The 12,764-nt window shown below is 61.8% G+C and carries 12 protein-coding genes; 7 read left to right on the top strand and 5 right to left on the bottom strand.

What is annotated here, in order from left to right; all coding sequences use genetic code 11:
• Positions 1-34: 34 nt before the first annotated feature.
• Both VGL22_RS18770 and VGL22_RS18775 read right to left on the bottom strand, forming a co-directional pair.
• Positions 35-790 (bottom strand): ATP-binding protein, encoded by a 756-nt coding sequence (locus tag VGL22_RS18770; RefSeq protein ID WP_465268484.1) that lies wholly within the window; start codon positions 788-790, stop codon positions 35-37.
• Positions 791-881: 91 nt separating this feature from the next.
• A complete protein-coding gene (locus VGL22_RS18775) occupies positions 882-1,385 on the bottom strand; it encodes a hypothetical protein (RefSeq protein ID WP_465268485.1) in 504 nt (167 codons plus the stop codon).
• Positions 1,386-1,580: 195 nt separating this feature from the next.
• Here VGL22_RS18775 and VGL22_RS18780 point away from each other — a divergent pair, with 195 nt between their 5' ends.
• A complete protein-coding gene (locus VGL22_RS18780; RefSeq protein ID WP_465268486.1) occupies positions 1,581-2,396 on the top strand; it encodes an SGNH/GDSL hydrolase family protein in 816 nt (271 codons plus the stop codon).
• A gap of 68 nt (positions 2,397-2,464) precedes the next feature.
• Here the strand turns inward: VGL22_RS18780 and VGL22_RS18785 are convergent, their stop codons facing one another.
• A complete protein-coding gene (locus VGL22_RS18785) occupies positions 2,465-2,917 on the bottom strand; it encodes a c-type cytochrome (RefSeq protein WP_465268487.1) in 453 nt (150 codons plus the stop codon).
• A 171-nt stretch (positions 2,918-3,088) separates the two neighbouring features.
• On the opposite strand from VGL22_RS18785, the gene rpmE reads away from it, so the two are divergent.
• From rpmE to VGL22_RS18800, 3 genes are all read left to right on the top strand, one after another.
• Positions 3,089-3,304, top strand: coding sequence for a 50S ribosomal protein L31 (gene rpmE / locus VGL22_RS18790; RefSeq protein ID WP_465268488.1), 216 nt, complete (start codon positions 3,089-3,091; stop codon positions 3,302-3,304).
• Positions 3,305-3,510: 206 nt separating this feature from the next.
• Positions 3,511-4,734: a tRNA dihydrouridine synthase DusB gene (gene dusB / locus VGL22_RS18795; protein WP_465268506.1), complete on the top strand. Its 1,224-nt coding sequence runs from the start codon at positions 3,511-3,513 to the stop codon at positions 4,732-4,734.
• Positions 4,735-4,830: 96 nt separating this feature from the next.
• On the top strand, positions 4,831-5,289 hold the full coding sequence (locus VGL22_RS18800) for a Crp/Fnr family transcriptional regulator (RefSeq protein WP_465268489.1): 459 nt from the start codon (positions 4,831-4,833) through the stop codon (positions 5,287-5,289).
• A 252-nt stretch (positions 5,290-5,541) separates the two neighbouring features.
• Here the strand turns inward: VGL22_RS18800 and VGL22_RS18805 are convergent, their stop codons facing one another.
• On the bottom strand, positions 5,542-6,510 hold the full coding sequence (locus VGL22_RS18805; protein WP_465268490.1) for a hypothetical protein: 969 nt from the start codon (positions 6,508-6,510) through the stop codon (positions 5,542-5,544).
• Between the two features lie 712 nt (positions 6,511-7,222).
• Here VGL22_RS18805 and VGL22_RS18810 point away from each other — a divergent pair.
• Together VGL22_RS18810 and recG are read left to right on the top strand one after the other, a co-directional pair.
• Entirely contained in the window at positions 7,223-9,229 is a 2,007-nt protein-coding gene (locus VGL22_RS18810) for an amidohydrolase family protein (protein WP_465268491.1), read from the top strand.
• Positions 9,230-9,309: 80 nt separating this feature from the next.
• Complete coding sequence (recG, locus tag VGL22_RS18815) at positions 9,310-11,586, top strand: ATP-dependent DNA helicase RecG (protein ID WP_465268492.1); 2,277 nt, start codon at positions 9,310-9,312, stop codon at positions 11,584-11,586.
• 136 nt (positions 11,587-11,722) lie between these two features.
• On the opposite strand, the gene VGL22_RS18820 is transcribed toward recG, so the two are convergent.
• Positions 11,723-12,157 carry a hypothetical protein gene (locus VGL22_RS18820; RefSeq protein WP_465268493.1) on the bottom strand — a complete coding sequence of 145 codons (435 nt, stop codon included), beginning with the start codon at positions 12,155-12,157 and terminating at the stop codon, positions 11,723-11,725.
• Between the two features lie 197 nt (positions 12,158-12,354).
• Between VGL22_RS18820 and VGL22_RS18825 the strand changes: the two genes are divergently transcribed.
• Positions 12,355-12,738, top strand: coding sequence for a holo-ACP synthase (locus VGL22_RS18825; RefSeq protein ID WP_465268494.1), 384 nt, complete (start codon positions 12,355-12,357; stop codon positions 12,736-12,738).
• Positions 12,739-12,764: the final 26 nt, after the last annotated feature.

Here is a 12,764-nt window from a genome sequence, read left to right on the forward strand (position 1 = left end):
CGCCCTGACGACCACACCAGACCTTGCGGACAAACTATGCGAAGCTCGCCCGCTTCACTGTCTGCCGGAAATCCTTACCTTTCATCTCCACGCAGATGCACATCTCGGCGATGCGCGAGCGCATGCGCTCACCGATGCGGTCGCCCAGGGTCTGCTCGCGGGCCGCACGCTCCGCATCGGTCTGCGCTCCGCCGCCGGGAGGCGCATCCGGATAGTTCGTCGTGATAATGGTCGTCTGCTTGTCGTTGTAGCGCGTGTTCAGGATGAGCGACACCGTGTCCCACACCCACTCGTTGGGCTTCTGCGCACCCAGGTCGTCAAGCACCAGCACTTCCGCGTTGAACACCGGCTGCAGCAACTCCAGTTCCGTCACGCTCACCTGCGGGTTGTAGCTGTTCTGGATGTTCTTGAGCAGCTCGCGGTAATCGCAGAACAGGCCCTTTGCGCCACGATCGCGGATGAGGCGCCGCAGCACACCCACGGCGAGATGCGTCTTCCCTACCCCGATGGACCCGGTGAAGAGCAGCCCTTTGCCGGCTGTGTCTACCGGATAAGCATCGACGAAGTGGCGGGCAGTCTGGTGGGCCCGGCGCAGCGAAGGATCGAGCCCCGGGAAGAAGTCGTAGCCGTCCAGGTCGTAGTCGCGGTAGCGCTCCGGAATTCTGGCGGAGGCGAAACGGCGGTCTTCCCGTTGTTGTTCCTGGCACTCGCAGGGCCGCGAAACCCAGCGGCCGTCGTGAGCCATGACGCGGACCAGGCCAACGCCGTCGCAGATAAGGCAGGTACTCATAATCTGCTTCAAGGCTATCGCACATGCCGCCCCATGGAGCCGGTGCAGGAATCCGCAGGTTTGTGGAAAATCGGCTCACATACCAAAGCGTTCACCTTTTCCTTGAAAGCTCCACGTCCGCAAATCGATCCGTCTTCCCATTCTTTTCATCGTCGATAATCCACTGCCAGGTATCTGTGGCTTTGCGGTAAGAGAAGGTCGTATGGATCGACTCTGACGGCGAGAGGGTGAACACGAACGGAATCGATTCGGCTGCGGGCGTCGCCCGGCAGGTCACCGGCGAGGTCAGAGCGCCGCCGGCTGTTGAGTCCATCCAGAGACAAGCGTATTGGCCCGCCTTTGGATCCCAGCTAACCAGGATGATGGCCTCGTAAGCGGAATCGCCGTCCGCAACCTTCTCGCGGGATATCTCGTGCAGTTCGAGGTATTCGCGACGCAGAACCCAGCGTGCCTCCACATCGTGAACGGTCTGTTTGCCGCCAATGGCGCCCTTGAGAACCCAGCTGCCAGCCAGATGGTCAAGCAATTTCACTGGATCGGACGAAGGTTTCTGCCCCGCCGAGAAAATCGCGCACCCCGCCATGAGCAGGCTCACGCCCCAAATTCGAAGCCCAATTTGAAGCCAGGCTCGCCGCATCCTCCCCTTATACACGCGAATCTGTTCGCCGGACGCGTCCTCATCCAGCCGCTCGTCAGCGGCTTCAGGAGACGCAGCAGCCCCTTTGCTTACAATCGGAAGCGCAGTTCTTTGGGGGTTCAAGTGAAACGATTTGTGACTTGCACGGCAGGTTTGGCATTTGTTCTGACTTCGGCTGCGTGGGCTGCTGCGCAGCAACAGCCCACCACGCCTTCGAGCACCACACCGGCAGCGCCCACCAAGCCGGAGACAACGGCGCCCGCGCCCGCCAGGGATGTCCCACAGACAACCGCTTCGGGGCATCCAGCCGATGCCTACTGGACCGCGCACGACAAGCAGTTGCTAAGCGATTTCGGCTGGCTGGCGCGGTTCCACGACGCCGACGAAAAGCTGGGCCCTCCCGCTGCCGGCGAAAACCGCGTCGTCTTCATGGGCGACTCCATCACCGAGGGCTGGCATTTCGACAAGCCCGGCGGCGAGTTCGCGGCCAAGCCCTACATCAATCGCGGCATCAGCGGCCAGACCTCGCCGCAGATGCTGGTGCGCTTCCGCCAGGACGTCATCGATCTGCAGCCCAAGGCGGTCGTCATCCTGGCCGGCACCAACGACATCGCCGGGAACACCGGGCCCATGACGCTGGAGCAGACCGAGGGCAATATCCAGTCCATGGCGGATCTGGCCACGGCAAATCACATCAAGGTTGTGCTGTGTTCGGTGCTGCCGGCCTATGACTTCCCGTGGAAGCCTGGATTGGAGCCCGCCCCCAAAATCGACCGGGTGAACGCCTGGATGCGGGACTATGCAGCCCAAAAAGGCTATGTCTATGTGGACTATCACTCCGCCATGAAAGACCAGCGCGACGGGCTCCCCGCCGGCCTGAGCAAAGATGGAGTACACCCTACGCCAGCCGGCTATGCCATCATGGCGCCGCTGGTGGAGAAAGGGATCGCCCAGGCCCTGGCCCAGTAAGACAGTCTGCCGTACCCGATCCCTGGCGCGATTCTGCGCTGGGGGATCGGCCACTCAGAATGGCAGCCTCAGTGCCCCGTCGGTGAAGACGAGGGCGCCGCAGCCGGCTCAGCCGCGGGTTGCGACGCCGGCGTCACGGCCGGCTTGTCCTTCGACAGGCTACGGAGGTACAGCACAAGCCCCTTCACCTGGTCGTCGTTGGCGCGCGGGGCATCCTCGGGCGGCATCTTGTCCTTGCCCTTGCGGATGGCCTCGAAGATCTGCTGATCGGTCTTGCCTTCGAACGCCTTCGGATCAGCGAAGTTGCTGGTCACGCCCAGGCTCTGGCCCAGGTCGGTCTTGCCATCGCCGGTCTCGCCGTGGCACATCGCGCAATCGAACTTATAGATATCCTTGACACGCGCGCTGGCGACCGGAACCTTCTCAATCGCCCCGGCGGGGTTGGTGGTCTTTTGCGGAGCTGGCGAGCCCGCGTACGCCATTACAAGCACTGCAGGCAAAAGGAGCAGAGGCTTCAACATGGTGATCTCTCCTCAGTTGCCGGTGTCGGGGAATCGGCATCGGTAGCTGGTTTTCAATTGCGGCATCATTATAGGCCAGAATTGTCACGTTGCTACGTGATCCATGGAATTGCCAACCCTTCTCATTCGCTCTACAATAAAAAGACTGCAGGAAAGGTATTTTCACGAGCGATGCCCAAGGAAAAGATTCATCCCAATTACGCCGCGACGCGGGTTGTTTGCGCCTGTGGCAACAACTTCGAGACACGTTCGACCCACAAGGGCGACATTCACGTGGAAATTTGCTCAGCGTGCCACCCGTTCTTCACCGGCAAACAGCGCCTGGTAGACACGGCCGGCCGCGTGGAGCGTTTCCGCCGCAAGTACGCCAAGGCCGACCCCAAGTAACCCCGGCCGGATCAGCGATTTGGCTTAAAAGGCCTCCGCCGCGGCGGAGGCCTCAGCGTGTTTGGGCAGGAACTGGAGAAAGAACGCCGCCCCCCATTCACGCCGCCGGCTTTTCAGCTCCGGGAGATTGACGCGCAACCGGAACAGCTAGAGGCTAGTAGCTAGAGGCTAGGAGCTCGGGCACCATGCCAGGTAGAGGCTTTACGGTGAAAAAGCACTGGGATAACCCGATCGAGCACGAGATGCCTGCCAATGCGCGCGTCCCCGCGGAAATGCGCATCGGCAACGTCCAGGTGGCTCCTGCCACCGTGCTGGCGCCCATGGCGGGCGTCACCGACACGGTATTCCGGCGCTTCATTCGCCACGCCAGCGCATTCACCAGCCACCAGGCGCCAGCTGCCAGCGACCAGGACGCCACGGAAGCCGAAATCGACGCGGACATTACCAATACCCAGTCCGGCTGCGGACTGCTGATGACCGAGTTCACCTCCGCCGACGGTCTCTCGCGCATGCGCGAGACCAAGCGCAAGCGTTACCTCACCTTTTATGAGGATGAGCACCCCATCTCCGCCCAGATCTTCGGATCCAACCCCGAGACCCTCTCCGAGGCCGCGCGCATCATTCAAGACACCGGTTTCGACAGCGTCGACCTGAACCTCGGCTGCCCTGCCAAGCGCGTCGTCGGCTGCAACGGCGGCTCCGGCCTGCTGCGCGACCTGCCCAAAATCGGCGAGATCTTCCACACCGTGCGAAAGGCAGTCACCATCCCTTTCACGGTCAAGTTCCGCCTCGGCTGGAACGACGCCAACATCGTCTGCGTGGAACTGGCCCGCATGGCCGAAAGCGAAGGCCTCAACGCGATCGCTCTCCACGCCCGCACCCGCGAGCAGGCCTACACCGGCCAGGCGCGCTGGGAATGGATCGCCGCCATCAAGCAGTCCGTCTCAATTCCCGTAATCGGCAACGGCGATATCCGAACGCCCGAGGACGCGGCAGCCATGATTGCCAAGACCGGCTGTGACGCCGTGATGATCGGCCGCGCCGCGCCGGCCAATCCGTGGATCTTCCGCCAGATCGCCCAGTACACCGCCACCGGCCGCTACGACCTGCCCACCGTGGAAGATCGCTATCGCATGATCCGCGCCTACTTCCAGATGCTCCTCGACGAGTCCGAAGCGTCTGCCGGCGACAAGAACGCCGCCGTGCGCGAGGTGGCCGGCAAAATGAAACAGTTCGCCTCGTGGTTCACGCACGGCGTGCCCGGCGGGGCCAGGCTGCGAGCCTCCATCTACCAGGCGAAAACCGGCGCAGCCGTCCTGGAGCAGGTGGATACCTTCTTCACCTCCCAGTTTGCTGCCGGCGAGCCCGCCGACCTCGATGCCGACGCAACCGCTGGCTTCCCTGAAGGCGCTGCCCTGGTGTGCGACTAGCACCAGCGGTGCGGCTGACGCCCCTCTCGGCGCGAATCAACAAGCACGGCCGCCCGCGAGAATGGATTCGTTCCGCTCGATAAACATTGAAATGTGATGGGGATCACTTTTTCCGCATTGGCGGCGTGCCAGAATGGGCCTGTGAACTTCGATCCTTCAGCTTTTGTCGGCGATACGGAACTGATCCGAGCCCTGAACGAACGCGCCAGGCCGGTCGACTGCTCCGAGGACCGTGTGCTTTTCTGTCAGGGCGAAAACCCCGCAGGGGTGTATATCGTGTGCGCCGGAGCGGTTGCCCTTACCATGCGCTCCCCGGACGGCGAGACAGTGCTCGATATGAACGCCGAGCCCAAGTCGCTGCTGGGCCTTCCCGCCGTCGTGAGCAACACCAGCTATTCGCTTTCGGCTAAGGCCAGATCTGGCGCTGAAGTCAGCTTTGTGCCCCGCGAGCAGTTCTCGAACATGATGCTGACCGAACCCGGCCTCGCCATCCTGATTCTGAAGGTGCTCGCGGCAGAAGTGCGCACCGCACGCATCGCCGCATGCAAGGGCTGACGCGATTGGTCCGTGGTCAGGCAACACCTTAGCTGACTCCTCTGCTACGATTCCGGGGAAACCGCCCGGGGAAGAAATTCAACCCAGATTTCCGCGCAGGGATCCTGTGCTCGCGCCCCTCAGCGCGCGAGGAAAACATCGCAGCAAGCGTTCTGGCTCGCTTTAAACGAGCCAGAACGCTTTGTTAACCCAGGTGCGCCGCTTCATCGGTTCCAGCCCTGCTTCGGTTTAGGAACCTACGAAGAGCTAGTGTCAATGGACGCCGCTCGTTGTGCTGATAGCGAACTGATTGGAACCGGATGGCTGGCCGGGAATCGCGCTCTGAGACTCGTACACTCCATAAATAGTGGAACCTACGACCGCAAGACCGAGGCCATTCCATCCATTTGTCAGACTTGTCTGCCGCACCGCTGGAGTCCAGGTGACAGCGTTATACGAGGTGGTGGTTTGGAAATATCGCTGGCCGTTTTGCATGTAGCCCAGCATAAGCACGTTGTTATACACGGCCAGACTCGGATTTGAGGCGTTCGCCAGGGTTTTCGATCGATCCTCCGTCGCGAAAGTCGGCGAAAGACTGCCGGTAGATGTGTAGACATCAAGGTAGTGAGAGTCACACTGGCAGAAGGCCGCAATCACGAGTTGTCCGTTGAAATACGTCATCCCGGGCGCATGGCCGATCTTGTACACACTCGATAACTGACTGGTCCAGTTGACGCCGTCAAACGTGCTGGCCATACCAAGGTAATGGTCTTGCTGGTTCTCCTGATATGCGATGAACAGCTTGTTGTTCAGAACGGCGATCGCCGGGCTGACGCCAACGAACAATCCAGCGGGTTCCGAATACCCCCAGGTTTGCAAGTGCACGTCTGAGGTAGTGGCAATGACCAGTTGATGGCTGCCGTGCAGCGCATAGGCCAGGTACAGCGTACCGTTCCACACAGTGGCCTGAGGCACCCCATCCACCAAGGGAAGGCCAGCGGGGCAGGTGTCATAACTCCCATCGTGCTGGAAACAGACTCCCGAGTTATATCCCTGAAAGAACCAAATGACGTCGCCGTTGAACGTGACCGGGGAAACCCCGGTGCTTTGAGCGGCAGCGGTGGTTACGAGTGTAGAAACAGGTGTCGGAAACACAAGGCTGGACTGACAGTAAGCGGCCCCGCTCAACCCGAGCGCGAGCACCGATCCTGCCGCTAACTGACGCATTGACAAGCTGAACATGTTTAGCTTCCTTTCGTGGTCGTGTGCATGATTTTTTGCGCGTGAATACGCTCGCCGCAAGCATTGCGAGAGCGGTGACTTAACCCACGCGCAGACGCAGAGATGCGAGCATCCTTGAGCCCCTTTCGGGGGTGCAAGGATCTAACACTAACTGTGATAACTCGAAGGAGCCCGAATCAACCGGACCAGGGAAAATCTGCAGAACTGAAGAAACAAACATCGCCGTCGCGAGTTTGTTATCTCTATTTGAACTTCTACTGGAGCCGGATAAGTCTACCACCGTTTTACCGCATTGACTCTGAAAAACTGGTCTGTGACAAATTCCTGGGGGGAGCCGATTAACTCGATCAGGCTAGCGATCTAGTTTGCTCGATAGGACGCTATCTAGGAACAATGCCCTGCGGGATCAAAGCTATCCCCCGTGATAACTCGGCCACTCCTTGCATATAACTACGTATTCATCATTGATTCGAGAAACCAGAGGACAGTGAGTGCACGCACCCCCCCCCAGGAACTCGCTACCGATCCCCTGACCAGTCGTCATTAAGTACTCCACTTGTTTTCTCAATGAATTACCATGCCATTGACACCCCGGGGCCGGGCCCCTACCTTCCTTGTGCGAGGTCTCTCGATGAACCTGTTGGGCAGGTTGTGCCGCTCGTGGCGGTCTTTTGCTGGTGCGTGTGTCTTTGTGTGGCTGTCGGGGCCGGGAATGCACCTGTTCGCGCAGACGCCCGCGGATCAACTGGCCAAACCCCCGGCGGGCGCGCAGGAGTTCACTGTCCTGTCCACATCGGGCACAAACGGCAAGTCGTACAACTGGACCGCTCCCGACGGCAGCCTCATGTCCCGCTCCACCGTCCAACTGCGCGGCATGGCATGGGACGTGGATCAGCGCATGCGCATGGGGCCCGACCACATGCCCTCAGTCATCGAGATCAGGGGATCTACGCCCACCGGCGATGCGGCCGAGACGTTCAGCATCACGGCCAAACGCGCCAAGTGGCAAACCCCCGTGGATCACGGAGACGCCGATTACCCAGGCTCGGCTGTTGGCTCGGCGTTCTATGTCGCGGTGGGCGGCACGTTCTCTGATGGTTCATTCGTGGAGACGCTGCTCGCCGCGCCCAATCACTCCCTGGCTCTGCTGCCCGGCGGAAAAGCACATGCCGACCGGCTGACTGAACTCACCGTAGGCGAAGGCGCCCGGAAGAAAAAGGTTGTGGCATGGGCCATCAGCGGCCTCGGCCCCTCCCCCAGCCCGATCTGGGCTACAGAGGACGGCAAGTTTTTCGGAGCCGTGGGCGGCCTTGGCGTGTTGCCGGCCGGGTATGAGACTGCCCTGACCCCCATGATGAATGCCCAGGACGAGGCTCTGGCCGCACAGAGTCCCGCACTGGCAAAACGTCTGGTTAAAACTCCGGCTGGGCCGGTCGCCTTCACGCACGTGCGCGCATTTGTCGATGGCACGCGTTTTGTCGAGGACCAGACTGTCGTGGTGGAAAACGGACTCATCTCCAGCGTAGGTCCATCCAGCGCCGCCTCCGTGCCCAGCGGCGCGCAGGTCTTCGATGGCGCCGGCAAAACCCTTGTGCCCGGCCTATGGGACTCGCACCAGCACGTAAGCGACGACTTCGCCGGGCCGTTCCTCCTCTCGCTGGGCATCACCTCGGCGCGCGATCCCGGTAACAACAACGACCTCACCATCGCGCGCGCCAAGCGCCGGGCCAGTGGCGATCTGCTGATGCCGCACGTCTACCCGTCCCTGCTCATCGACGGCAAAGGGCCGAACTCGGCCCAACTCGGGACCATCGTGACCTCGCCAGAAGAAGCGGTGGCTGCGGTACGCAAGGCCAAATCGGAAGGATTCACCGGCATCAAGTTTTACGGCACCTACAATCCCGCCTGGGTAGCGCCCGCTGCTGCCGAGGCACACAAGCTCGGCCTGCACGTCCACGGCCACGTGCCCGCGGGCATGCGCCCCTCGGAGGCAATTGCCGCCGGCTATGACGAGTTGACGCACATCTACTTCGTGTCGATGGAAGCCATGCCGAAGGACGTGGTGGACACGTCCAACGGCATCAACCGCTTCAACGGCACCGGCCGCTATGCCAAGGATCTGAACCTCGACGCAGCTCCCATCAAGCCCCTGCTCGACACCATGGTTGCGAAACACATCTACGCCGACCCCACGCTGGTCGTGGTCGAGTCGCTGTATGTGCCGGAGAACGGCGATCTCTCGCCGGCCTACGCCCCTTATGTGGGCACGCTACCGCCAGCCACGGAGCGCGGCTTCCGCACCGGCGGGTTTGCCGTGCCCAAGGATCTGACCCGCGATGACTTCCGCAAGAGCTTTGCCAAACTCAGCGACCTGGTCGCCCTGATGCATAAAGACGGCATCTCCATCGTGGCAGGCACCGACGGCTCCGGCATGGAACTTGTGCGCGAGCTGGAGCTCTACGTAACCGCCGGCTTCACGCCCGAGGAGGCGCTCGCGGCCGCGACCATCATGCCGGCGCAGCTGGTGCACGCAGACAAGACCACCGGCTCCATCGCCGCCGGCAAGGCCGCCGATCTGGTGCTGGTAGAGGGCGATCCTTCCCACCACATCGGCGACTTGCGCAACACCCGCGTAGTCATGATGGACGGCAAGCTCATGGACGCCGACGAACTCCGCACCGCCAGCGGATTCTCAGGCAGGCCGAAGATCGGTAACTGATGCCGTGCGTCAGGCAACGCCTGCAAAGCTATAGACCAGCAAGCACCTGATCACCTGACTCACCATTTACCATCCAGAATGTGCCCGGACTCGATGAGGAAGTGAAGTGGGTGCGCGGCGTCGGACCGCGCGTGGCGGAGCTGCTGGCTCAAAAAAACATCCGCACCGCCGAAGACCTGCTCTACCATCTCCCCTTTCGCTACGAAGACCGCCAGAATCCCCGCTCGCTCGATGAATTGAAGGTGGGCGAAATGGCCTCCGTCATCGGAGAAGTCCGCGGCTTCTCCCTCCTCAAAACGCGCAAGGCCCCCATCTTCGAACTCACCGTAGGCCAGGGCCGGCTCGCCATGAAGTGCATGTGGTTCCACGGCGGCTACCTTGAAGACAAGTTCCACGCCGGCCAGACCGTCGCGGTATTCGGCAAGGTCGAGCCCTCGCGCACCACCTCCAGCTTCAAAATGATCAATCCGCAGTTCGAGATCCTGCCCGACGCCAGCGAAGATGCGGAAACCCGCATGCTTGAAGTAGGCCGCATCACGCCCGTCTACGAGTCGCTCGGCGGCGCTCGCCTGGCCTCGCGATGGCAGCGCAAGGTGATCTTCCATCTTCTCGAAGGCCTCCGAGGCGCAATCCCCGAGTGCCTCCCGCGCACCATGCTTGACCGCCTCGCCCTGCCCGATCGCGAAACAGCCCTCTGCCAGGTGCACTTCCCGCCCGAGGGCACGCCCATGGACGCCCTGCAGGCCTGGGCCACTCCCCCCCATCGCCGCCTCATCTTTGAAGAGCTGTTTTTTCTCGAGCTGGGCCTGGAACTCAAACGCCGCCGCATGCGCGAGCGCTCCGGTATCAGCTTCGCAACCACCGACAAGGTGCGCGAAGCCATCCGCGAAGTCCTGCCGTTTCATCCCACCAAGGCGCAGAAGCGAACACTGGGCGAGATCGTCAGCGACATGCGCGGGCCCTCGCCCATGCGCCGTCTGCTGCAGGGCGATGTGGGCTCCGGCAAGACCATCGTCGCGCTGCAGGCCATGCTCGTCGCGATGGAGAACGGCTACCAGGCCGCCCTCATGGCGCCCACTGAAATCCTTGCCACCCAGCATTTCCTCGCCGCCCGCAAGCTGCTCGAAAAGTCCTCGCGCAAATATCGCATCGTGCTGCTGACCGGTTCGCTCGACGAAGAACGCAAGCGCACCAGCCGCGGCCTCATCAACCGCGGCGAAGCCCACCTCGTTATCGGCACGCACGCTCTCATCGAAGAGAAAGTCGAGTTCGATCGACTCGGCCTCGTCGTCGTCGACGAGCAGCACCGCTTCGGCGTGCTGCAGAGGTTCAAGCTGATGAAAAAGCCCCGGCCCGATGGGACGGAGATGGCCGAGCCCGACGTGCTCGTCATGACCGCCACCCCCATCCCGCGAACCCTGGCGCTGAGCCTCTATGGCGACCTCGACGTCAGCGTGCTCGATGAGCTCCCGCCCGGCCGCACCCCCATTCTCACGCGCCGTGTTCCCGACGAACGCGCCGGCGACGTCTGGGATTTCGTGCGCAAGCAGGTGAAGCAGGGTCGGCAGGCGTACGTGGTCTACCCCGTCATCGAAGGCTCGAAGGACGATCGGCCAGAGCTCGATTTCTCCAATGACACACCGGCGCCTCCCGCGGAGCCAACCCCAAAGACTGTGCGCAAAGGCAAGACCGCCGCGCTCTTTCCCAAACTCGTCAAAGAAGCAAATCCGTCCGCAAAGGCCGGCCTGAAGTCCGCCATTGAGATGCACGAAAAGCTGCGCACCGGCCCGCTCGCCGGCTTGCGCCTGGGCCTGCTGCACGGCCGTCTTGACCCCGACGACAAGGAAGTCACCATGCGGCGCTTCCAGCGCGGCGAAATCGATGTGCTGGTCGCAACCACCGTTATCGAAGTCGGCGTCGACGTCCCCAACGCCACCGTCATGATCGTCGAGCACGCGGAGCGCTTCGGCCTCGCGCAGTTACACCAGTTGCGCGGGCGCGTAGGCCGCGGCGCCGCCAAAAGCTACTGCATTCTCATGACCGGGGAGCGCGTCAGCGAACAAGCCGAAGAGCGGCTCAGCGCGATGGTCCGTACTCAGGACGGCTTTGAGCTCGCCGAACTCGATCTGCAGATGCGCGGCCCCGGCGAGTTCTTCGGTACCAGGCAAGCCGGCCTGCCCGACTTCCGCGTCGCCAATCTCATCCGCGATCGCCAGGTACTGGAGCTCGCAAAGCACGAAGCCGCCCGCTTCGTAGCCGACCCCGGGCCCGATGTCTCTGACGCCGAACGCACCCGCCTCCGCGAGCGCCTCAAAATCGCCTGGCAGCGGCGATACGGATTGGTCGAAGCGGGGTAGTGACAGCCTTCACTATCAGCTTCGTGTTCGACCATCAACCGTCTCCCATGTTGAAAGAAATCTGAGTTGCCGCTAATGGATTGCGGAAACGCTCGATGACAGCTGAATCGCTGACGGCGGAAAGCTGTCCGCGCTTCTACATCGCCTGCCCCACAGCCCTCCGCGTGTTGGCCTCCCCCGGAAACGTCTGGACCTCCAAATCGACGCTCGCAATCTCCTGCCCGCAAGCGGAGGCCTGATTGCGCGTGCATTGGCAGAGTTCCGTAAAGCGCAGATGGCCTGACTGGCTGAGCTCAATCCCCGCCGCAATCAGCACACTATAAATATCCACGCACGACTGGCGCTCAAATTCAAACAGCATATTGATGGTGCCGCTGTCGCTCGCCCCGCGGCTCAACACCCAGCCGCCGCACCCCAGAATGGCTCCCGTGAGGGCGCACACCAGTCGCGACGGCTCAACCTGCGAGATTGCCTTCATCTCAAGGGCCCACGGAGTGGTCAAACTTGCCAGGTTGCGCTGCAACACGATGAACCTCACTTCCGCATATATCGGAGCGGCACGGGCCAGCATCACGGCTGTTCAGGACTCGAACGGTCGCTGACCAGCTTTGGAACAGGCCCGTGACGGCGTGCGCAACCCGCTGCTGCGCATCCCAAATGCATTGGTAATTTGAAGCAGTTTTAACCAAATGGATTGCTTGGCGGTCTGCGCAATTCGTTTCAGGGGTGTAGGCCAGCCCACAGAGATGATGTAACTTCGTAGTCAGAATGATCATCGGCTCGGGTATTGATCTGGTAGAGATTGCGCGCATCCAACACTCGATGAGCCGCTACGGGCCACGATTTCTCGATCGCGTTTTCACCCACGCGGAAAAAACCTACTGCCTGCGCAAGCGCAACGCGGCGGAGAGCCTCGCCGCCCGCTTCGCCGCCAAAGAGGCCGGAGCCAAGGCCCTCGGAACCGGCATCAGCCACGGCGTGAGCTGGCTTGAGATAGAGGTGGTGCGTGAGCCGGGCGGCCGGCCAAGCCTCGCCTTTCATGGCCGCGCAGCCGAGCGGGCTCAGCACCTCGGAATGAGGAACGCGGCGCTGTCTCTCACCCACACCGCCGCCTTGGCCATGGCCAGCGTAGTCCTCGAAGACGCCCGATGATCGCCGCGCTTTCTGCTATCCTCTTT

The sequence above is a fragment of the Occallatibacter sp. genome, from assembly GCF_036502485.1.
GTDB lineage: Bacteria > Acidobacteriota > Terriglobia > Terriglobales > Acidobacteriaceae > Telmatobacter.

Bases quoted from the DNA above. Each gene is read 5' to 3' on its own strand.
- VGL22_RS18770 (WP_465268484.1), bottom strand. From the start codon at position 790: ATGAGTACCTGCCTTATCTGCGACGGCGTTGGCCTGGTCCGCGTCATG.
- VGL22_RS18785 (WP_465268487.1), bottom strand. From the start codon at position 2,917: ATGTTGAAGCCTCTGCTCCTTTTGCCTGCAGTGCTTGTAATGGCGTAC.
- rpmE (WP_465268488.1), top strand. From the start codon at position 3,089: ATGCCCAAGGAAAAGATTCATCCCAATTACGCCGCGACGCGGGTTGTT.
- VGL22_RS18800 (WP_465268489.1), top strand. From the start codon at position 4,831: ATGGGGATCACTTTTTCCGCATTGGCGGCGTGCCAGAATGGGCCTGTG.
- VGL22_RS18805 (WP_465268490.1), bottom strand. From the start codon at position 6,510: ATGTTCAGCTTGTCAATGCGTCAGTTAGCGGCAGGATCGGTGCTCGCG.
- VGL22_RS18810 (WP_465268491.1), top strand. From the start codon at position 7,223: ATGCACCTGTTCGCGCAGACGCCCGCGGATCAACTGGCCAAACCCCCG.
- VGL22_RS18820 (WP_465268493.1), bottom strand. From the start codon at position 12,157: ATGCTGGCCCGTGCCGCTCCGATATATGCGGAAGTGAGGTTCATCGTG.
- VGL22_RS18825 (WP_465268494.1), top strand. From the start codon at position 12,355: ATGATCATCGGCTCGGGTATTGATCTGGTAGAGATTGCGCGCATCCAA.